Source organism: uncultured Microscilla sp. (assembly GCF_947493425.1).
GTDB lineage: Bacteria > Bacteroidota > Bacteroidia > Cytophagales > Microscillaceae > Microscilla.
Window position 1 is genome coordinate 1 of sequence record NZ_CANLRP010000014.1, and the last position, 22,403, is coordinate 22,403.

General features: G+C 39.0%; 13 protein-coding genes. 2 read left to right on the forward strand and 11 right to left on the reverse strand.

Annotated features, from left to right (window positions below; genetic code table 11):
* The coding region (locus tag Q0954_RS06170; RefSeq protein ID WP_299455007.1) for a transposase at positions 1-337 on the forward strand (337 nt) is incomplete at its 5' end.
* A 142-nt stretch (positions 338-479) separates the two neighbouring features.
* On the opposite strand, the gene Q0954_RS06175 is transcribed toward Q0954_RS06170, so the two are convergent.
* The 7 genes from Q0954_RS06175 to Q0954_RS06205 all read right to left on the reverse strand — a co-directional run bounded on the left by Q0954_RS06175 (position 480) and on the right by Q0954_RS06205 (position 13,452).
* Entirely contained in the window at positions 480-887 is a 408-nt protein-coding gene (locus tag Q0954_RS06175) for a hypothetical protein (RefSeq protein ID WP_299455010.1), read from the reverse strand.
* Between the two features lie 80 nt (positions 888-967).
* Positions 968-1,402, reverse strand: coding sequence for a hypothetical protein (locus Q0954_RS06180; protein ID WP_299455012.1), 435 nt, complete (start codon positions 1,400-1,402; stop codon positions 968-970).
* Positions 1,403-1,520: 118 nt separating this feature from the next.
* On the reverse strand, positions 1,521-1,682 hold the full coding sequence (locus Q0954_RS06185; RefSeq protein ID WP_299455015.1) for a hypothetical protein: 162 nt from the start codon (positions 1,680-1,682) through the stop codon (positions 1,521-1,523).
* A 15-nt stretch (positions 1,683-1,697) separates the two neighbouring features.
* On the reverse strand, positions 1,698-2,219 hold the full coding sequence (locus Q0954_RS06190; RefSeq protein WP_299455016.1) for a hypothetical protein: 522 nt from the start codon (positions 2,217-2,219) through the stop codon (positions 1,698-1,700).
* Positions 2,220-2,563: 344 nt separating this feature from the next.
* Entirely contained in the window at positions 2,564-6,199 is a 3,636-nt protein-coding gene (locus Q0954_RS06195) for a hypothetical protein (RefSeq protein ID WP_299455018.1), read from the reverse strand.
* 1,186 nt (positions 6,200-7,385) lie between these two features.
* Positions 7,386-11,177, reverse strand: coding sequence for a hypothetical protein (locus Q0954_RS06200; protein WP_299455020.1), 3,792 nt, complete (start codon positions 11,175-11,177; stop codon positions 7,386-7,388).
* A 1,114-nt stretch (positions 11,178-12,291) separates the two neighbouring features.
* Positions 12,292-13,452, reverse strand: a complete 1,161-nt coding sequence (locus tag Q0954_RS06205) for a tetratricopeptide repeat protein (RefSeq protein WP_299455023.1) — start codon at positions 13,450-13,452, stop codon at positions 12,292-12,294.
* Between the two features lie 503 nt (positions 13,453-13,955).
* Between Q0954_RS06205 and Q0954_RS06210 the strand changes: the two genes are divergently transcribed.
* Entirely contained in the window at positions 13,956-15,341 is a 1,386-nt protein-coding gene (locus Q0954_RS06210; protein ID WP_299455026.1) for a hypothetical protein, read from the forward strand.
* Between the two features lie 90 nt (positions 15,342-15,431).
* On the opposite strand, the gene Q0954_RS06215 is transcribed toward Q0954_RS06210, so the two are convergent.
* The 4 genes from Q0954_RS06215 to Q0954_RS06230 form a co-directional block, all read right to left on the reverse strand.
* Positions 15,432-15,938 carry an RNA polymerase sigma factor gene (locus Q0954_RS06215; RefSeq protein WP_299455029.1) on the reverse strand — a complete coding sequence of 169 codons (507 nt, stop codon included), beginning with the start codon at positions 15,936-15,938 and terminating at the stop codon, positions 15,432-15,434.
* 900 nt (positions 15,939-16,838) lie between these two features.
* Positions 16,839-17,345, reverse strand: a complete 507-nt coding sequence (locus Q0954_RS06220) for an RNA polymerase sigma factor (RefSeq protein ID WP_299455031.1) — start codon at positions 17,343-17,345, stop codon at positions 16,839-16,841.
* Between the two features lie 484 nt (positions 17,346-17,829).
* Positions 17,830-18,618, reverse strand: a complete 789-nt coding sequence (locus Q0954_RS06225) for a LytTR family DNA-binding domain-containing protein (protein ID WP_299455033.1) — start codon at positions 18,616-18,618, stop codon at positions 17,830-17,832.
* A gap of 450 nt (positions 18,619-19,068) precedes the next feature.
* On the reverse strand, positions 19,069-21,966 hold the full coding sequence (locus tag Q0954_RS06230) for a triple tyrosine motif-containing protein (RefSeq protein WP_299455036.1): 2,898 nt from the start codon (positions 21,964-21,966) through the stop codon (positions 19,069-19,071).
* Positions 21,967-22,403: the final 437 nt, after the last annotated feature.

The window sequence follows — 22,403 nt, forward strand, 5'->3', positions numbered from 1 at the left end:
CACTAGTCAAAAGCAACTCGTGAGTTATGCAGGCTATGATGTGCAGTATAATGACTCAGGCACACATAAAGGGAAAACTCAAATCTCTAAGAGAGGCAATACACACATCAGAAGAATTTTATATATGCCAGCATTCTGTGCAATAAATAAAGAGGGAGTTTTCGCTGATTTGTACCAAAGAGTCTTTGAAAGAACCAAAATAAAGATGAAAGGCTATACTGCCGTGCAAAGGAAGTTGCTGGTGATGATCTATACCTTATGGAAGAAAAATGAGGAGTTTGACTACAACCATCAAAATAACAAAATTGTAGAAGAGCAAGATGCTCTCCTACACTAGGTAGTTACTGCTGTAACTCCTTTTGGGTAAGGCAAAGATAAATACATCTTTGAAAATATTCAAAATATTGAAATATTTATATTAAAAAACTTGAATTTTAAGATAGTATCTATCGACTAAATACTATGGACTATTGTTATCATTACTTGCTTAGCTTCTCTACTTTTAGCATATCTTGAGTAAGTGCCAATACTTTATAAGTGGCTTTTTTCTTGATCACCAAAAGCGTTTGATATACCCCTTGAGTTTGCCATTTCCACTGGTAGTCATACCCTGAAGGTCCCGTATCATTGCCACACATTCTCCAACGTAACTGACGCAGCTTCCCTCCTTTTTTGATAATCATACCTGCGTGTTTATGCCTCATTTCTACCCCTTTTGAATCTGCCAGGCGGTGAGGGCGGTACACAGTAACTGTTTTGGTGGACTCTTTTGCCGAAATCACCCAATGCTGATAAATATACTGTTTGTCTATGCCAGGTGATTTGGTTGTGGGTGTAGCAAAAGAAGCATTCAGGGCAATCATCAATGATAAAAATAGCGTTTGCATAATATTGTGAGTTGTTATGTTCTAAACTTTACCTGATAGACAGCGACAATGCCAAAAAGGAGTAGGCAATTTTTTTTTCACTATAACAAATGACGAGAACCCTCTTTAAACATCACTCCATTGTATGCACAGGCATCATCGCCACAGTTATGCTTAGAGTAATACCCAAAATTGCGGTGTTTGATACGTTTGGCTTTGAGAATCTTTTCTTTGTTTCGACGAATATCTTCCCGTATTTTGGCCTTATCTGCCACTGTCAAGTCATCTTCTTCACCCAATATTGTCAGGGCAAAATAGGTGTTGGGATCTTTAACTTGCAAAAAATTAAAGGTTTTGCTAAAGTATTCATTGGCTAGGTCTCTCATCTCTATTTTTTGTTTGATGCTCAGTTTTTCGTGTTCTACTATTGCCCTATAAACACCCAAAGTGTTGAAATCAGCGTACTTTTTGTGGTTTACAATGATTTCTTTTAGCCGTTTGTAACTCAATTGGTTAAACTGTTTGTTGATCTTCATATTGTCGTCAAATAATTTTGTAAGGTTTGATACTAATTGTCTTATTTACGAATAAAAAAAGGTAGAATTTTTATCGACGTTTTACGATTATTTTACCCACCCAAAAACACAACACTAGTCAGGGTGTTCCGTGCAAAAAAGCGTCAAACCAATCCATTGGTTGCATTCCGTGCGCACCTCCAGCTATCCAACGCAATTTGCCCCAAATGTGGGGTTCGGGAAAGAAAGGGGCAAGCCCCAGCGTAAGTGATACCAGCAGCCAAATTCCTATGTTTTTCATACCTTTTATATTTTTTTATTCTTTTGCCAAAAGCACTTCTATCAAACGAGCCTCTATCAATGCGATGTGCTCACTTACCACACCCAACTCTTCAGTTTCGTTGCTGGCAAAGTCTATTCCACCAAAACGGATTTCTTCCAGCACTTCGTCGAAAACTTCGTTGTTTGCCTTCGCTTTAGCTTTTCTCAACTCATAAGCCTCTTGGCTTTTCATCCTTTTTGCTTGGTTACGCAACAATGTTCTTTTCTTACGGTGTAACTCTTCCAGCATGTCGTACCCCCTTGCCCAGCCGGGCAACACTTTGCCTTTGTTTGCCTCAAGCAGGGTTGCCAAAGTTTCACTGCCTGAAATATGATTCAATATCAACCAACCAAAACCATACTCCAGGCACAAAGCCCTTTTAGTAGCATTGCTGGTCAGGGCCTGCGCCAGGGCATCACTGTAGCCTTGTTGTTGTATCATAAGCAAAGCCAGCCTCCAGTGGTCTTCGTTGGTGCTGGCAAGCAAGCGTATCAATTTTTGGGTATGATCTGTCATAACAATAGTCCATAGTATTTAGTCGATAGCCCATAGCTGATTCGAGTAAATGTTCACCTTGTTAAATACTGTAAACCAGTATTTTATATTGAGATTGTATACTCACTTTATTTTTAAAAGTGTTTCGGTTTTATGCCTAAACACCCAGTTAAATAGTTTTTAAATTCATAAATGACTGATAAACAGCAAACAACTTTGACTAAAATCACTGCGGAGTATTGTAAGCATTAGATTTTTCAATAATATGAGGTCATTTACATCTACTGACTGTCAGCAAAAAAGCCCTTCCTTACCAAAGTAAAGAAGAGCAAAAAAATACCTACTCAAGTAAACCACCTGCCCAATTACTCTGTATCAGGTGTTCGTTTTTTGCGAGGTCCTATATCACTTTCCAGTTCTTTTACATGCTTACGAACCTCCTCGACAAGCTCTAGCTCTAGTTGGTTGTGCTCTAGTGGCTCTTGCTCCTTTTCTTTTTGGTTTACGTGTTGCTCAAGCCTACTATCTACATCAAACTCTTTGCTTATTTCTACCTCTTTTTGCCTTAACTTTGTATTATACTGTGAGTGATTTTTTTTGTCTTTTTTGTTGCCAAACAAGCCAGGGTTATTTACCCGCTCCACTCCGTCTTTTTCTAAAGAGTTTTTGGCATAACGGTTCAGCAAACGCCAATCCCAAATGGCAAAATGTTTACGTAACATTTTATTAAATCCAGCTTTGACAGATTTTTTGGTACGATAATAATGAAGGTATTCAACTGCTGCTCTTGGATCGTGATTGATCATCAACACTTTTTTGGTGTCTCTTTTCAACCGTCTAATTCCTGATTTAAGCTTTGAAGCTTCCTTGTTCTTTTTGAGCCTTACCAAAGCCTCATGCTTGGCCACCATTATAGAGAGTGTATCTAACATTTGACTCTCGGCTCCTTTGCCTTGCTCGGTGAGTTGCTCTACCAGCTCATCGTAGTTTTTTGACTTATTGCCTAAGGCTTCTTCTGCCTGGTCAAATGTTTGGCGTAGTTTTATATATTTTTCACGCTCAGGCGAAATTCCTTTGACGGCTTTTGAAAACCCTTTTTTACGATCTTTTAAGAACTGACGCCCATTAAGTTTGGTGTTGTTTTGATCAGGGGTAAGGCGGTACTTGCCTTTTTCATCAGGAGCAGCCTCAAAAGCAAATTGCCCCTTGCCAAGCTCCCATCTTGCCAAGCTATATTGTGCCAACGAAAACTCTTGTTGCAATAAGTTAAAGAATAGTCCCCCACTAATATCAAATGTTGGGGTAACTGTAGCCTCTGCCCGCATTCTAAACTTGTCCTCAGGAAGCTCCCCTTGCCTCAACACTTTGTCAGCATTGCGGTTAAACACCAGAGTAGCACCTGCCTGAAGGTCGCCTGCCATCGACACTCCAAAGCGTCCCATGAGCATTCCTGAAATAGAGGCAATATTGGCAAGCCCAATAGAAGCCCCCAGCCCTGCGGTAAGTCCTACCCCAGCATTAAACCCAGCGTTTCCACTTATTTTGAGGTATTTATCTCCTTTATTATTTTGGTTACGCTTATCTGTTTTATCCATGGTGACATCCAACGAAGCACGCGCCCCCAACTTGGCATCCAGGGCAGCCTTGCCTACCAAGTTGGCCCCTGGCACTGCCGGAATGGGCGTTTCTACCAGTACTTTGAAAATATTATAGTGTTGGTCAAAGCCTCCGGAAAGCTTTCCTTTGAGCCCTTGGTCGGTAATTTTGAGCGACAGCATAAAACCTGCATATTCTGCAGTAAACTCATTGAGTGCCCACTTGGGAGCTTCGCCAAACTTAAAGCTTGCTTTGCTCAACGACACCTTGCCCACAGTAGCGCTTACCTGCAAAGTTTTAATGATGCTGAAAATATTTTCCAGGTCACCAAATACGCCTCCACCTTTGAGCGCCTCATCGTCCCCATTACTATTGCCACCCTTGGTATACATCAGTTGAGCCTTGGCAATGTCTAACTGGTTATCTTTCAAGTGAGCATCGTTAAATGATATGCCAATCCGTCCGTCCATAATTTGAGCATCAAAAGTATTGACTCCAGCCAGCCAGGGCTTTTTACGGGTTTGATCATACTTGACATAAGCTTTGCCCACTTTGGCATTAAAGTAATTGTTGTCTTTCAAAAGATCCATATCACTTTCAGCACCTATGGTTACCTTGTTGTTTTCGTCAATGCTTCCACTCAGCAAGAAATTACTAATCGTGAGCACATCTTTGAGTATTTCAAACTGATCGCCTGAACCAATAGAAATATCCCCATTGATTAATTTGCCATCATTGTCCAGGTCAAAATTAAGTGTACCATCAAACTGATGATCTAACAGGTTTGCCTTGGCAGCAGTTTCAAAATGTAGTCCTTTGTCTTTGCTCCACTCTGCCTTCATACTGCTTACCTGAAAGGTATCGCCCGCTACGTTTACTTTTTTGAGTTCTAGCCCCATAGACTGTAGCCCTTGGTTGGTAATACGAATTTTGGTCAAATGCACTGCCCCTATTTCAAATGCCTTATTGAGCTTGAGCAATTGGTCGGTAAGGAGTATATCATCGTTTTTATACTCAAAATTTCCTCCCCAATCAAGCCTTACTGTATGGTCATCAGAGTTGAGCAGCTTTCTTCCAAAAATATTGAATCCCATGCCAAACTTTACCTCGGCACCTCCTGACTTATACATTGGGTCTTCTTCTTTGCCCCAAATTAACTGACTCAAGTAGCCTTGTTGACTCTCCATCTGGGTTTCACTGTCCCAACTCTTAATGTCGGTATGGTGCATGTTCATCCAGAAAAAACGGTTTTTATCAGGCGAGTCTTGAGGTTTTTTACCTTTTGGGGCTTGTACCTTAGGTAGGTTAAGCTTTTCAGGCTCTTGCTCATCTTCTTTGCCCATATAATTATAGTCATAATATTTGGCCGTCATTCCGGTGGTTCCTACCACAGTAGAGCCAAGAGCCAGTTTAGAAGCCAGCTGGGGTTTCCCCATATACAAGCTACCTGCAGCGGCCAAAAAGCCCAAGGCTGCCAGCAGTATACCTCCACTGCCTACTTTGCCTATTTTAGAGTTATTGGAGAGTACAAAGTCGCTAAAAGATTTGCCTGTATCCATTTTTTGCCAGCCCCATGCAAGCAGTTGTGACAAAGTAAAGTTTTGAAGCTTTGCCAGCTCCTTTTTAGAGGTTTTGGCGGCTTTTTCGGCAAGTGAAATCACATGTCCTAAAAGCATTGAACGATTACTAATGCCACGTTTCAAATCATCATACCTTGCCTGCAGGTCAGTCAGGTAACTAAGGCTTTCTGACATGACAGTGACATTGTGAATAGTTTTTGGGGTGGCTTTTTTACCCAATGACATCACATAAGCAGTACCTCGCCCAATCACATATTTAAGAAAAACCCTCACCAGGTGCAGCCCTGGGCTATTTACCGTTTGGTAAGTGTCGTGGGCAGTTTTTAGGGCTGTACCATATTTATCTATGGCAGCCCCCATTTTGGTTACCGAATCCTGAAAACCAGTATATTGGTCTACATAACTATTGATTTGACCTGTCCAACTTGGCTGTGCGCTCAACATAGCACTTCCAGTCAGGTAATCCATTGCCGAACCTGCCGAGCTTAGGAGTTGGGCAACCAAGTCTTTCCCAATCTGATCGGAATATTTATGGAGTAGGCTCTTTAGCGCCTCGAAACCCACATTTTCGTTTACCGCAAGCACATCAAACACCTTGGAGTTAGTATCTCGCTTGCCCAATTCCACTGGTTTTTGTTTTGCCTTATGAAGCGGCTTTATGTGGCTACGAATCACATTTTGATGTTTTGATTTATGTGATTCGGGCAGAGATTTCGACGATCCTCCAAGTTTCTTTTTCGACGACTGGTTTTGCTGATTTTTGTTTTTTTGTGTACTACCTTGACTTTCTTGTTCTTTGGTAGTCTCTTGTATTTTTTCCGGCATACAACGCTTTGAGTCTTATATCTTAGGGTATAGCAATGCCACATTTATGGCAGTATTTGCCCAAGATTGTTTGATAAAAAGGAAAGTGAGCTTTTAGGTAATCAGGAATACTCCTTTTTATTGAATGGCTACCTCATACATTTGATAAATATGCAAAGGACATACATCCAGGGGGCAACCTATCATTAGGCTGTTAAAAGAATACCTGAAATTAAAATAAAATAGGGGCGTGTTAATATACCGGAGGGGCTTTGACCCTGTGGTGAGTATATTCGGATATGGTTGTATTTGAATAAAATATTTCACAAAAATCACACACGAGATTTTTGTTATTTTGAATAAATGAAATGTGTAACATAAAATTTCTTTTTTAAAATGTGGTGAATTTTAAGTTGCTATTACTTTGGGCATTTTAGCGCAGGAGGTTAAAAACAAATACCAGCAATTAAACTGTTATACTCTGTTTTTTTATGGTGGCAAGCGATGTGTTAACTATCGTACCTTTACTTGTTGTTGTTGTTGTTGTGTGTATTTTTTTAATTCTATTATATAGACTGCGCCAGTTAACTTTAATTTGTTTATATACTTGTTATACAGGTTAATATTCTAAAAAAAATCAATTACAACAAAATTTATACCATTATACTATATATACAAGGTGCTATAAATACCTCACTCTCTGACAGTTAAAACATAGGTTGAACAAGTATCAATCAAAGGTTTTTTGGGTGGATATAGCACCTAAAAAGAATGAGTATAGAAGATAACTCAAAATAAAATCCCGCAAATACCAGTATTTACACTGTTATTTGTGGGATTTGAAAGCTATTATAAATTGTTTATTTGAATGCCTTTTTTATACCAGGTCATAATATAGGTCAAGTAGGTCTCTGCTACCACCATTTTAGACATGTTGGCAGTTTGGGGGTGGTCGGCTTTGCTAAAATAAGGAAAAACATCATTGCAAACATAAAGGCAGACAACCACAAAAGAGCAATTGCCAAACAAAAGATTTTTTTCATGTTATTGGATATTTTTTATCAGTGTTTGAATAATTATCCTGACAAGTGAACTGGGCGAAAAATAGTAGGGTAGAGTACGCCTACATCTACTGACCGTCAGCAAAAAAACCCTTCCTTACCAAAGTAAAGAAGGGCAAAAACACACCTATTTATCACCCGCCCAATTACTCTGTACTCGGTGTTCGTTTTTTGCGTGCTATGTCTTCTTCCACTTCTTTTACATGATTACGCACCTCTTCGGCAAGCTCTTGCTCTATTTGCCTCTGCTCTGGCGACGTTTGACCTTGTTGCTTTTGTTGGGCTTCAATGTGCTCTTCGAGTTTTTTATCTACATTAAGATGCTCGTTTTCTACTCTTTGTTGTTCCTTGTTTACTTTTGCTTTATATTCTTTATAGCCTTGTTCTTTCTTTCCAAATCGTTTCACCCCCTGTTTTGCTAATGAGTTTTTAGCATGACGATTAGGCAAACGCTTCTTCCAGATGCCAAATTGTTTGCCTAACATCCATTTAAAGGTTGAGTGAGCCGTTTTTTCGGTACGATAGTAATACAGGTATTCGACTGCCCCCTCTGGATCATAGTTAATCAACAATACCTTTCTGATGTTGTGCTTCAACAGTTTAATATTTTCGTCGAGCTTTTTCACCTCGTTAAGGTCCTCCAAGCCTTTTTTCTTAGCTACCATGATAGCGAGAGCTTCTAACATCTGAAACTCGGTACTCTTGCCTTGTTGGTCAAGTTGCTCTAACTTGTTCTTGTATATACCTGTTTTCTCTGTCAAGTTATCTTTTGCCAATCGAAATTTCTCTTCCCTACTTTCTAATGTGTCAGTTGCCTTCTCGAACTTGTTTGATTTTGAAGTAGAGTTTTTTGAGTTATGGTCTTTTTTAAACGCTTTATCCTTATTACCTAAAGCTTCATAATACCCCTTTTGCTTATTTTCTAGCTCTTTTGAGGCTTTATTTTTCGCAACTAAGGCATTTTCTGTATGTTCAAACGTGTTGCGCAACTCCATATATTTTTCATCATCCTTTGAAATTCCATTTAGATTGTCCTTGCCCAAACGCCCTGTTTTTAAGAACTGAAAATCATTTAGTTTGGTATTATCTTTATCAGGGGTAAGGTGGTACTTGCCTTTTTCATCAGGTGCAGCTTCAAAAGCAAAGTGCCCCTTGCCCAAGTCCCACTTTGCCAGGCTATATTGAGCCAATTGAAACTCGTGCTGCAATAAGTTAAAGAATAGTCCTCCGCTAATTTCCAGGGTAGGCGTCACATCAGCTGCTGCCCGCATCCTAAACTTGTCCTCAGGCTTCTCCCCTTGTCTTAGCACTTGGTCGGCGTGGCGATTAAACACCAGAGTAGCCCCTGCCTCAAGGTTGCCTGTCATCTCTACTCCAAAGCGCCCCATAAGCATTCCTGAAACAGAGGCTATATTGGCAAGCCCTATAGAAGCCCCCAGCCCTGCGGTAAGCCCTACCCCTGCGCCAAACCCAGCCTTGCCACTTATTTTAAAGTACGCATCTCCTTTCTTTTCACTGTCCCTGCTACGTTTTTTATCCATTTCTACGTCTAACGAAGCATGTGCTCCTAGGTGGGCATTCAGGGCCGCTTTGCCTATGATATTGAGTCCTGGCACTGCCGGAATGGGCGCTTCCATCAACACCTTGAATATATTAAAGTGTTTGTCAAATTTCCCGGCAAGTGTTCCTTTGACCACCTCTTTGGTAATTTTGAGCGATAGCATAAAACCTGCATATTCTGCAGTAAACTCGTTGAGTTCCCAGGTGGGAGCTTCACCAAACTTAAAGCCTTCTTTGCTCAACGACACCTTGCCCACCGTAGCACTTACCTGCAAAGTTTTAATGATGCTGAAGATATTCTCCAGGTCGCCAAATACGCCCCCATTTTTGAGTGCCTCTTCATCATTATTACCATTACCACCTTTGGTATACCTCAGTTGAGCCTTGCCAATATCTAATTGATTGTCTTTCAGGTGGGCTTCTTCAAACGACATACCAATACGCCCTCCCATAATTTGAGCATCAAAAGTACTGACCCCAGCCAGCCAGGGTTTTTTACGGGTTTGATCATACTTGACATACGCTTTGCCTACTTTGGCAGTAAAGTATGGGTTATTTTTAAGCAGCTCCATGTCTGTTTCGGCGCCTACGGTTACCTTGTGGTTTTCATCAATGCTTCCACTCAATAAGAAATTACTAATTGTAAGTATATCTTTGATTATGTGAAACTCATCGCCTGAACCAATAGCAATCGCCCCATTGATTAATTTACCATCATTGTCCAGACCAAAGCTAAGATCCCCTTTAAAATTATGCCCCAACACGTTTGCCTCAGCAGCAGTTTCGAAATGTAACCCCTTGGCTTTGCTCCAACTTGCCTCCAGGCTCTTTACATTAAAAGCACCACCCGCTACATTTACTCGTGTGAGCTTCATTCCCATAGATTGTAGCCCTTGGTTGTTAATGCGAATTTTGGTCAAATGTACTTCACCTATTTCAAATGCCTCATTGAATTTGAGCAATTGATCGGTAAGGAGTATATCATCGTTTTTATATTCAAAGTTTCCTCCCCAGTCAAGCCTGAAGGTATGATCATTAGAGGTGAGCAGCTTTCTTCCAAAAATGTTGAACCCCATGCCAAATTTTACCTCGGCACCACCTGCCTTATACATTGGATCCTCTTGTTTGCCCCAAATTAATTGGCTCAAGTACCCTTGCTGGTTCTCCATCTTGGTATCACTGTCCCACGTCTTAATGTCGGTATGGTGCATGTTCATCCAGAAAAAACGGTTTTGGTTGGGCGAATCTTGAGTTTTTTTATCTTGGGGTGCTTGTACTTCATTGAGCTCATTGGGTGCCTGTTCGTCTTGTTTGCCCATATAATGATGGTCATAAAGTTTGGCAGCTATTCCAGTGGCTCCTAGTGCAACAGAGCCAAGCGCCAAGCCAGTCACAGGTCCAATCATACTGCTGGTACCAGGTCCAGTTGTCGGGCCAGGTCCTCCCTTAGATGCCGCCAGGGCTACACCTCCGGCGACCATAAAACCAAGTGCTGCCGCAATTATCAACCCGCTACCTACCATGCCTATATTAGAGTTGTTATTCAGTATAAAATCGCTAAAAGACCCATATTTCTCCTTGCCAAACTTTTGCCAGCCCCAGGCAAGCAATTGCGACAAGGTAAGTTTTTGAAGTTTTGCCCACTCTTTTATCACGACCTCTGCGACTCCTTTAGCCGTGCAAATCGTATCATACAAAAACTTCGCACGTTTTTTGATGCCAAGCCTCAAATCTTCATACCTTGCCTCTAGGTCAGCCAGGTAGTGGAGACCTTCTGACGCTACTGTAACGTTGTGAATCGTGGTTGGGGTGGCTTTGCCACCCAATGACATAACGTAGGCAGAGGCCCTTCCAATGACATATTTGAGAAAAACCCGAACAAGGTGTAGTTCTGGGCTATTTACTGTTTGATAGGTACCTTGGGCAGATTTTAGGGCTGCCCCATACTTGGTGATGGCAGTTTCCATTTTGCCTATGGCATTCTCAAAACCAGTATAACTCTCTACATAACTATTGATTTGGTCTGCCCAGTTTGCTTGTGAGCCCAACACAGCACATCCAGTCAGGTAATCCATTGCTGAGCCTGCCGAGCTTAGGAGCTGGTCGACCAAATCTTTGCCAATTTTATGCGCATGTTTTTGAAGTAAGTTTTTCAATGCTTCAAAGCCCGCATTTTCGTCCATAGTAAGTATATCGTACAATTGAAGGTTAGTATCCCGATCCTTCAATTTCACGGGTTGGTGTCTTGACTTATGACGCTCATACTTTGCTTTATGTCGCTTGAGCAGGGAGTCACGTGATTGGTTTTGCTGATTTTCATTTTTTGGTGTATTGTCCTGAGTATTTTCTGGTCCTCCTTCGATTAGTCTGTCTGCCATAAAACGCTTGTAGTCTTGTATCTAAGGCTATACCCCTGCCAGGCTTATGACAGTAATTGCCTAAGATTGTTTGATAAAATTGATAAAATTGGTAAAAGTTTGCAGACACTTTGTTTAACCTAGAGCTTGTTTAATTTTTGATTACATGCTTCGTTGTGTAAGTACTCATTTAGCGCTGCTAAACTCCGTCTTACACGCCTCGCCTGAAATCAAAAAGCTAATGTTGAATCATTTGGAGAACCGCAGCCCTTTAGGGCAAGCCCAGCGAAGCTAAACCTTCAACAAATTCCTGGCATTAGGTGGTTAAAAAAGTACCTGAAAGTCAAAGAAAGTAAAGGGGGAGTTAATACAAAGGAGGAATTTTGATCCTGTGGTCAGTATACTCAGGTATGCTTATGTTTGAATCACACACAAGATTTTTGCTAGTTTGAGTAAATGAAAGATGTAGCATGTTTTTTATTTTAAATGTTGTAATTAATTTTAGAATACTATTGCTTTGGGTATATGAGTTCAGCAGGTTAATAAAATAGATGCTTGCAACTAAGCTAAGCTATTCTGTTTTTTTGTATTGGTACTATTAAGTAGAGCGTTAGCTACCTGCTCTACCACTCGCACCTATTGTTAGCAGTTTTTTAGCCCTACTTGCAGGCTGTATTATTTAATTTTATTTGCTCATCAACTCATTTCACAATCTAATATTCCGAAAAACATAATTACATCAAAATATTCACAACTACATTACACCTACAAGGGCTTATATTATATATACAAGGCACTATAAACTCCTCATTATCTGGCAGTTAACAAGGCAAGTTGAAATCACATAAATAAGTGGATTTTAAAGTGGATATAACGCCTAAGGAATTGTTCAAAAATAAATTTACACTCTGAGGGGTGATTTTTCGCCTTGATACTTCGTTATTTTTATTGCCCGTAGCGCTGCTATGGGCGCAAAAAATAGCCTCGTCTCAAAACAAAACCTCTACCTCAAGAATGGTAATTTAATTTCTCACCATTCCTAAGGAATGATTACAAGATATGTCTCAAAAGAAAATCCCGCAAATATTGATGTTTACATCCTATTTGCGGGATTCAAAAACGGCTAAAAATCAGCTTATTTCTTTTTCACTCTGTCATAATCTTTTTGCGCCTGGTAATAGCCATGTTTTACCGCACGCTTATACCAGTGACGCGCCCTTCTTATGCTTTTAGAAGTACCTTTTCCCAGTTCATTGGCACGTCCAGTAGCATGTTCTGCCATCCCTAGTCGTTTACCTGCAGCTTTTCGATAAAGCTTATAAGCCTTTCTTTCATCTTCTTTTATCTCATAGCCAAAATAGTAAGCTTCGCCCAGGTAAAACAACGCATACTTATCTTTACGGTCGGCAGCATGTTGTAGCCAAACAAGTGTTTCTTTAAAGTTCTCTTTAGTGCCCAATCCTCTAAAATACATCCAGGCTAGGGCAAGCGAAGCCTTGGCATTTTTGCGTAATTTTTTTTCACCCTTATACTTTATCAAGGTTTCATACGCCATGCGGTAATTTTCACTGTCGAAATAACGAGTGCCGGCAGCTATGCCTTCAGATACCGTAATCTTGCCGCTTCTTCGGGCACGGGCTTCCTGAGTACCCCAATCTATAGAAAATATCTGCACTTCGCTCATTTGCGTGGGGTACTTACCAGCAGTACGTATATAAAAGTAAAGCGGGGTAGAGTTTTCGTACAGGCTACCGTCTTGGTAAGTACCTTTAATTTTGCGGTTTAACTTTACCCTCAGATGATAATAAGGCACTGGGGCGTTTTGATTAAATTTAATTTGCCCATATTCAAGGTTGTCGTAGGTTATTTGGATGCCTTTTTTATACCAGGTCATTATATAAGTCAGGTAGGTCTCTGCCACTACCATTTTAGACATGTTGGCAGTTTGAGGGTGATCGGCTTTGTTAAAGTAAGGAAAAACATCATTGCAAACATAAATATCGTTGGTTTCAAAAAACACATCTATCAAACGCTCTTTGTAAGGAATCTCTTCTATAGTAGGTTCCTGATCCTGGTCATTGTTACCAGTTTGGGTACCCGACTCAGAAGGTTTGGGTTCCAGGGTGCGTAAAAAACTGGTATCACCCATCGAGCTAAGCGCTTTTGCGTAATTTTGCAACAGTTTTGCCGCGCTTTGTTTAATTGTATTTGTTTGCTCAGGAGTAAGGGTTTCCTGGGCAAAGCTAAAGGCAGACAACCACAAAAGAGCAACTGCCAAACAAAATATTTTTTTCATGTTATTGGATGTTTTTTATCAGTGTTTGGATAATTATCCTGACAAGTGAACTGCTTGAAAATAAGACAAACAGAAATTTACCTTTTCTAACAAAAATATCAAAATAATATTGCATTTAGATATTGGTTCTTTACATTTATATTAACTCACGCTACGAAGTGATCAACCTTAATCATTCTTTGGGCACTTGATTTTTTTGTTTTGTACAGCAAAAACCATGTTAAACGTTGGCATTGAAATGATTGTTCCTTTGGGTAGTACACAAAGCATACCTATCTCCCCAATGTAAGTTTGGAGTACACTAAACTCAATTCGGAGGGTTTTCAATATTAGATGCATACTGGTACAACAATAGAACAATTCCAACAAGTGATATTCGGTTATTTTTGTTAACCAATAATAAACACTTACAGACCAACACTGGTTTTAATCAAATGGTTGCCAATTTCAAACTCCGCCTCCGGCTAATGTTAAACAAGCGCTAAATAATATTATTAAATACTATGAGTGGAGGAATAAAATCAAACTTTTTTAGCAAGCATTTAGGCTTTGTCGTTAAAATGATCTCTAAATATTACCCTTTAGATGCACACACCCTAGAAAAATACCAAGACCGCTGGCACTGGGAAAGCATCAGCGGGAATGTTTACCTTGCGTGGACTCCTGAGTTACTAAAAAAATATCATAGTAAAATCAATTGGACAGCCCTGAGTACTGGGGCACGTATGCCTGAAATAGCCTCCAACAAAAGGGCAAATCTAGAACAATGGGATAAGATGAATAGCCAAGGATTAGGTATATGGTCTATTGAGTTGTTAGAAGAGTTTAAGGGCAAATGGGACTGGAACGAGCTAAGTTCAAACGAAACAATGCCTTGGTCAATGAAATTAATTGAACAATTTCAAGATGAATGGAATTGGTATTACCTTTCTCAAAACCGTGCCTTACCTTGGTCAATATTGCTTATCGAAAAGTTTAAAGACAAGTGGGACTGGTCAGAACTAAGCAATTTGCATAGCATTCCCTGGACAATTGAGTTGATACAATGGTTTGAAGCAGACTGGTACTGGGATACTTTAGTACAAAATGAAAGTTTGCCTTGGTCTATCCAATTGATTGAATCGTTTAGTGACCATTGGGATTGGGAAATGCTACATAGTGATTTTATCTATCAAAAAGTACTGAGGTTTTGCCTTGATCAACACGTGGTAGAACAAATAATGGAGAGTTTGGGGAAGTATGGTTGGTACATATACGAGTTTAAACGTTTGGATAAAGAAGCATTGTGGCACGAGTTGCGCAATGTTGGCGATACTTGCATCGAGCACTTTCCAGAATGTATCGATGCTTACTTTTACCGAGGTAAGGCAAAGTATGAGTCTGATGTTTTTCAAGGAGTAATGAATGACTTGAACAAAGTACTTAAGCACGATAAAACACACCAGGGGGCTTTATATTATCGTGGTCAATTACGCAATGAAATGGAATATTATGAAGATGCTATGCAGGATTTTTCAGACGTAATCAGTATTAACCCACTACACAAGGAGGCCTACCTGGGTAGGGCACAAGTAAACACCACTTTGGGGCAACTAGAATTGGCCATGCAGAATATTGATCAGGCGTTGGCACTTGACAATGCCTATATAGAGGCCTATAAAGTAAAAGGGAAAGCAAGCAAACTACAGGGCAATTACCAAGCAGCGGCAAATGCTTATAGTGCCATTATAAGGCTGGAGTCATGGAATGGTGAGGCATATTGCGAAAGAGGCAAGGTATATCAGTTATTAGGTGATATAACTCAAGCGTGTAAAGACTGGAGATACGCAAGCGATACCTGCTTTCATTTTGAGTCGTACCAACTGTTAGATATTTACTGTAAAGGGTAAGGCTATAATACAACGATTCCCAACAACCAATTAAGTTTGTTGGGAATCACAAAACAAATGTTCATCTTTCATCATCAAACTCAGGTGAGTTTAATGGCGTGCGTATTGTTTCAAACTCTTTTTTAGCACCTTACGGGCAAGGTGGATTCTGTTCTTAACGGTTCCGATTGGAATCTCTAATTTCTCAGCAATTTCGTGATACTTAAACCCTTTGAAATGCAGCATAAAGGGAACACTATAAGTATCGTCCAGTTTGCTAATTGCCTGGTTAATATCCTGGATTGTAAAATTGGCATAAGCCTTATTATTTACCACATTATCTGACGAGTTTATATAATGCAGGTTGTCTGTACTATCTATAAAAGTATTCCTACGTGCCAGTCTTTGATAATTGGTAATAAAAGTGTTTCTCATGATGGTGTATAACCATGCTTTGAGATTAGTTCCTTGAGTAAATTTTTCGCGGTTAGTAATTGCCTTAAGCATTGTTTCCTGTAACAGGTCTTTGGCTTGCTCATTGTCTTTAGTGAGCTTCAGGGCAAAAGGCTTCAGCATTTTAGATGCCTTGCCTATGGTGTTGAATTCTACAGTTTGCATGATGAGTCTTTGTTTATTTGTTTAACCTTTGTTGATTCAAATTTAATTAATGTTAAACAATATTAAAAGTAATTACATCTATTTTTTTTCTTTTTTAACGAAAAAAGCACCTCACCCCTTTTATATGCTTTTATGAATATTTATGTTGTTTATATTATATTATAATAAGTTAAACAATACTTGTTTTATAAATCATACAATATGCAAAACAAGCTACTTTGATTTAATCAATTAAAAAAAGAACTAAAACAAACGTTGAGCAGTCAGGCAAAAAAATATCATCATGCTTAGGAATGGTACCAAAATAAATACACATTCTTAATCTCATCTTTTGAGGCTATACTTTGTTAAAAAATAGCCGAATAGCGCTGCTATTAGCCAACCTTCCCTCAAGCTCGCTCAACATCCACTGGATATTGCCGTGCCGCGTCTAGCAACAAAATATTTTAGCGTTACTATAGAAATTTATTTTTACACCATTCCTTAGGAATGGTGAGAAATTAAATTACCATTCTTGAGGTAGAGGTTTTGTTTTGAGACGAGGCTATTTTTTGCGCCCATAGCAGCGCTACGGGCAATAAAAATAACGAAGTATCAAGGCGAAAAATCACCCCTCAGAGTGTAAATTTATTTTTGAACAATTCCTTAGGCAAGCACCCACGGTTTAGATGCCTGTAATGGTGATGCATATTGTGAAAGAGGCAAGGTATATCAGTTGTTGGGTGAGCGTGCAAAGATTGGAAATGTGTAGGTAGCAATTGCTTTTATTTTGAATCGCACTAACGATTAGATAGTTACTGCCGAAGGTAAGGGTATGATACAACGATTCCCAACAAGCAGTTAAGTTTGTTAGGAATCACAAAACAAATGTTCATCTTTCATCATCAAACTCAGGTGAGTTTAATGGCGTGCGTATTGCTTTAAGCTACCTTTTAATTCCTTGCGGGCAAGGTGTATTCTGTTCTTAACGGTTCCAATCGGAATCTCTAATTTCTCAGCAATTTCGTGATACTTGAACCCTTTGAAGTGCAACATAAAGGGAACACTGTAAGTGTCATCCAGTTTACTAATTGCTTGGTTAATGTCTTGAATTGTAAAGTTGGCATAAGCCCTATTGTCTACCACATTATCTGACGAGTTTATATAATGCAGGTTGGCTGTACTATCTATGAAAGTATTCCTACGTGCCAGTCTCTGATAATTGGTAATGAATGTATTTCTCATGATGGTGTATAACCACGCTTTAAGATTGGTTCCTTGAGTAAATTTCTCGCGGTTAGTAATGGCCTTGAGCATCGTTTCCTGTAACAAATCATTGGCTTGCTCATTGTCCTTAGTGAGCTTGAGGGCAAAAGGCTTTAGCATCTTAGATGCCTTGTCTATGGTATTAAATTCTATAGTTTGCATGATGAGTCTTTGTTTGTTTGTGCTTGTTTTATTTTTGTTGATCCAAAATTAATAAATGTTAAACAAAATTAAAAGTAATTACATCTAATAATTTCATTTTTTTATCAAAAAAGGCGCTTAAAACCCTTTACATATACTTTTATGAATATTTACACTGTTTAATTTATATTCAAATAAGTTAAACAACTCTTATTTTTTACAAAGTACGTAAAGCAAACTATTTTGGATACACATTTATCCAAAGTATTTTTGACTGCATTAATTAAAAACGGGAATAGAGTGCCCTATTGAGCAATAAGGCTAAGAAATGACTTCAGACTAGAACAATAAGCCATTGAATATTAAGATAAAACAACAACACTTGAGAGGTGTTGAGGAAACTTAAGAAGAAGCAGAAGACTTGATTGCCAGTTTCTCCCCTCTTTTTAGAGCCTCTCTAAGAAGAAACACCAACCACCTAAACCACCAAAAGGCTTATATAAAACTACAAATCAAGCCACTGTTTAAATTGCGTACTTTTTTCTCGGCTAATCACAATATCCTGGTTTTGTACTTCAGGGGTCAGCATTACCTTTAGTTTACCATTAAAATAAGTATGGATACTTTGGATGGCATCTATTCTTACAATGAACTGACGGTTGATGCGAAAAAAATGGGCAGGATGAAGCAAGCGTTCCAGGTCATCGAGCGAATAGTCTATCGGATATTTTTTATTTTGTTGTGTAATAAGCAACACCATTTTGTCTTTTGCCTGAAAATACCCTATATCACTTTCAGCTACCGACTCCAAGCGATCACCGAGTTTTACCAAAAACCTATTTTTGTAAGCATTGGCAGTATTTTGTCCAGCTGCTCCCAGCGAGAGTGTTTCAAGCAGGTTGCCAATTTGCTGCTGATAATTACTTGTTGAAAACTGGCTTTTGAGTTGGCGGTATTTTTCAATGCTCTGAGCGAGTGCCACTTTATTGATTGGCTTAAGCAAATAGTCGATACTGTTTACTTTAAAAGCTTTCAGAGAGTAATTATCGTAGGCAGTAGTAAAAATTACTGGAGTTTGGATTTGCACTTGTTCAAAAATATCAAAGCTTATCCCATCAGCCAGTTGTATATCCATAAAAATAACCTCAGGTGCCGCATGCTGACCTAGCCATTGCACTGATGTCTCTATGCTATCAAGCACCTCAAGTACCTCTATTTGAGGGTCTATTTCATTGATCAACTTTTGCAAACGACGACTCGCTGGTGCTTCATCTTCTATAATGAGTACCTTCATTTTTGGTTAAGTATGGTTAAAATTTAAAATTAGCGAATTATGTGAGAGATTCAAACGATTGCTTTTGGGGTAGAATGTGCGTTTAGTGTACCTTTTATTAGCTAATTATACATAATTATTGATATTAGACTATATAGTACATACATTTTAACATTTCATAATAAATAGTTTGCCTATACAATTAATGAGTATATTTACGGATAAGTGTTTGATTTTTAAACAGGTAATACTACTTTGGGGTACTTTAGGAAAGGACTAGTAAAAACTACTATTTTTCAAATAACTCTTTAAATGATTTGTTTTGGGTGTATTTATTACATACATTTATACAGGATAAAGACAAAATCATTTTTTTCATCCTCCAGACTAGCAAATTTAAAGAAAGGCATAGTTAACCATAAGTCCGCTGTATGACTAAACAGCGGACATTTTTTTGCCTTTATTTCTTACTTATTCATTCTTGTTTGTGGGCTTTTGTTTGTCAGCCTTTCTTTCGGCTACTCTTTTTGCTGCCTCACGCGAAGACTCCTTTTTCTTAAGAATCATACGACGTAGTAGCATTTCGATAGGCGCCAGGCTAAGGGCAAGCAGTATGTTCATCCCCAGTTTAAACACTGGCACATTGTTGGAAGCATTGTCTACATAAGGCTCAAAGGTGAGCATAATAAACTCAAAGAAGGTAATAATGGTGACAAAGGTAAGTACATAAGATACCCTGGCATATTTGGTTCCTTTGCGGCTAAACAATAAAGAAAGTAGTAGTAAGCCCAAAAAGAAAAGTGTCTGAGAGGCATAAAACCACGAAGTTTGCCAAAATGGGGGCTTTACCTGAAACACAAAAGCTTGGTCTTGGCTGGTTTGACCAAAAGTGTTTTTAGCTCTTACATGTAATTTGTACCGACCACTGGGCAAAAAAGGAAATGATATAATGGCTCGTTTGTTCCAGGCTGACCAATCTACTTTTTTCTTCTTTTTACTACGGTCTTCCAAGTTTTCCAGCCAATACTGATACACTGTGTTATCTTCGTTTCGGAAGAACGGCGAAGCCAACTGAAAAGTAAAAGACAAAGTATTGTCGGTATGTTTTACTACCAAATCTTTCAGGGGCAAAAATTTCCCTTTCTTATTTCTGACATTCTTTATAAACACCTTAAAATATTTCCTGTCGTCAAGTTTTGCCTGGGCGTCAATTTTAAACAACTCATTGTTATTCACCACCCAAATATTTTTTGCTTTGTCTATATAAATGTCTTGTACATCATCAAATAGCTCAAGAAACTGTGCCAACCTAAACTTGCCTGCTTTAGTATTGGTAATATTTGTCCATAAGCTCTTGGTTTCTACCCAAGTATAACCAGGCTGGTGGTACAACACTTTGGTTTCGGTATTGGCATATTTTTGCAGTGCCGTTTTTTGTATCAGGCGCTTCTTTTTGGCATCATAACTATAAATGCCTGACGATAAAAAGAAGGCTGGCTCACCATCTATCAAACGGGCAGCAATGTTTTCTGAATAACTATTGGCAAAGGGAAAGCGCTTGAAGCTATTAAACATTCCTGTTTTAGGGTCAAGTTTTACCCTCAATACCTGGTTTTCGCTTCCCAGCCACAGCCCATTGTTATGTTCTACAATAGAATATACCAGGTCGGTCATATCCTGCAGCGTACTTTGGGTTTTAAAACGACCATCTTTATACACTACAAAATGCAGCCCGTGCTCTGTTCCGATATAAAACCAGTTTTTGTTGCTGGGCGACTGATAAATAAAATGTACATATTCATCTTTGATCACAGGAGAAGCTGCTACTTCATCTTTCTCTTTAAAAGCGGCATAAAGTCCTATATTACTGGCAATGAGCATGCCTTTGCCATAAGGGTACATTTGACGGCACTTGGCGTGCAACCCGGTCACCTTTTTATATATATAAGGTATAGACGCCATCGCGTATATTTTCCTGATATCTTCGTTGGGTAATCTTATCGACGATTTCTCGTAGCTAATCACCCTTGAGGGTGTCTCTTCTGTTTTGGAGGTTTCTTTTACTTCTATCTTTCGTTTTACATCTTTTTCTCCTTCTTCTGAATGGCGATAAATACGCAACTTGGTTTCGCGGCGATCTTTAGGCTCTGTAATCGTTACTACCCTCTCAGTCTTTTTAATAGTTCTGAGGTACTTGGCTTCTTTTTTTATCAAGCTGGCCACTTGTTCGAACCTACTTACTTTATTCAGGTAAAAGACCCCTTCGCTGGTAGACACAAACAGTGAGTCTCCTCTTTTGAGCGATGATGTGACATTACCGTCTATTCCGGCATAAGACGAATAGGATTTTACTGGAAGTCGGGCGTCGGCACGGGTAATACCATAAGAATGGCAAATCCACAAGGCGCCTAAACGATCTTTATACATTGCCAATACCTCATCGTCGGGCAGTCCTGTCTGATAATTGATAATACGTTTGGTTTTGCCATAATTCTGTTCTGCCACCAGTACCCCACCCGATAGGGTAGAAAAAGCAATATCTTTATCACCTACCCGTAATGCTCCCCTCATAAGGTTACTCAACAGGTATTTATAGTCGCGTGGAATGTATAGTTTTATTTTTTTGCCATCAAACAAGTACGACCAACTATTGCTTGCTATAAACAGTGCCTGGTCATTGTTGTACATAAACGAGTCATGAATATCGAGGTAAGCATACATTTTACTGCTTCCTATGGGTATCAGTTTATCACCTGCTATTCGGTGCAAACCCTTGGCTTTTATTTGTACATAAGGAGTGTCATTTAAAAATAAAATACCTGCAAACTGACGCTCTTTGTGGGTAAACCATACCTTTTCAATATTAAGTGTTTTTCGGTTTACCTTAATCAGTGCTTTATGGCTGTAAAAATAAATGTGATTTTTTTTCTGAACAATGCGATTTACCTCTCCAAAAATTCTCCCCAAAACTTTAAGATTGGCTTTTCTGTCTGATATAGACTTGTAGGTTTCTCTGCCCAGTTTGTCACGGGTAAGGTAGCCAAAGTTATTGCGACAGCCTACATATACTACATTGTCATATTTAATCTTGATAGACAGTGAGTAGGGCGTATTTCTGGTTGGAATCATTCCCCAAACCACCCCGTCATAACTGAGCACTCCTTTAGTATTGGCAAAGTACATTACATTGTTTGTACCCTGAGCAATTGCCCGGTTTTGATGGTCAACATTTTTAATGGGCACCTTGTAGTTGGTCAGGTACAGGTCTCCATGTTGTGCTTGAAGGGTATAACCTGTGACCAGCCAAAGCAAGGCAAACAAAGTGGTATAAAATCGGTAAAAACTTAGATAAATGGGGGTTGGGTTCATTGCCTATTCTTTTATTCGTTCAGGCTCTTCCTGATCACAAATTCAATGCCTAAGCAACTTATATGGACATATTCTTAAGTATCTATAACAACTTTGTTGAATACCTGCTTTTTGCCAATCCTATATTGATAAACCCCACCTGAAAATATCTTAAAATAATACAGATACCTGCTTAAATGTTGCAATATTTTCGCAAGAGTAAATTTTGAACCTTAAAGGCTGATTAAATGAATTGAACCGCTAAATAGTACTATATCAAAATATAGTTGTAACATAGGATAAATCTTTAGAATTTTTGAATGAAAAGCTTTTTTATCGCGTCAATATGTTTGAACTTAAGGATACGTAGAGCCACCTAAACAATAAAAGGTCATGATGTCACTGACTCATATCAAATTAAAACTTGTTGGTTAGTGACAGGCAGGTTTTGCGTGGTT

Excerpts from the sequence above, each read along its gene's own strand:
- Q0954_RS06175 (WP_299455010.1), bottom strand. The coding sequence starts at position 887 with ATGCAAACGCTATTTTTATCATTGATGATTGCCCTGAATGCTTCTTTT.
- Q0954_RS06180 (WP_299455012.1), bottom strand. The coding sequence starts at position 1,402 with ATGAAGATCAACAAACAGTTTAACCAATTGAGTTACAAACGGCTAAAA.
- Q0954_RS06185 (WP_299455015.1), bottom strand. The coding sequence starts at position 1,682 with ATGAAAAACATAGGAATTTGGCTGCTGGTATCACTTACGCTGGGGCTT.
- Q0954_RS06190 (WP_299455016.1), bottom strand. The coding sequence starts at position 2,219 with ATGACAGATCATACCCAAAAATTGATACGCTTGCTTGCCAGCACCAAC.
- Q0954_RS06195 (WP_299455018.1), bottom strand. The coding sequence starts at position 6,199 with ATGCCGGAAAAAATACAAGAGACTACCAAAGAACAAGAAAGTCAAGGT.
- Q0954_RS06200 (WP_299455020.1), bottom strand. The coding sequence starts at position 11,177 with ATGGCAGACAGACTAATCGAAGGAGGACCAGAAAATACTCAGGACAAT.
- Q0954_RS06205 (WP_299455023.1), bottom strand. The coding sequence starts at position 13,452 with ATGAAAAAAATATTTTGTTTGGCAGTTGCTCTTTTGTGGTTGTCTGCC.
- Q0954_RS06210 (WP_299455026.1), top strand. The coding sequence starts at position 13,956 with ATGAGTGGAGGAATAAAATCAAACTTTTTTAGCAAGCATTTAGGCTTT.
- Q0954_RS06215 (WP_299455029.1), bottom strand. The coding sequence starts at position 15,938 with ATGCAAACTGTAGAATTCAACACCATAGGCAAGGCATCTAAAATGCTG.
- Q0954_RS06220 (WP_299455031.1), bottom strand. The coding sequence starts at position 17,345 with ATGCAAACTATAGAATTTAATACCATAGACAAGGCATCTAAGATGCTA.
- Q0954_RS06225 (WP_299455033.1), bottom strand. The coding sequence starts at position 18,618 with ATGAAGGTACTCATTATAGAAGATGAAGCACCAGCGAGTCGTCGTTTG.
- Q0954_RS06230 (WP_299455036.1), bottom strand. The coding sequence starts at position 21,966 with ATGAACCCAACCCCCATTTATCTAAGTTTTTACCGATTTTATACCACT.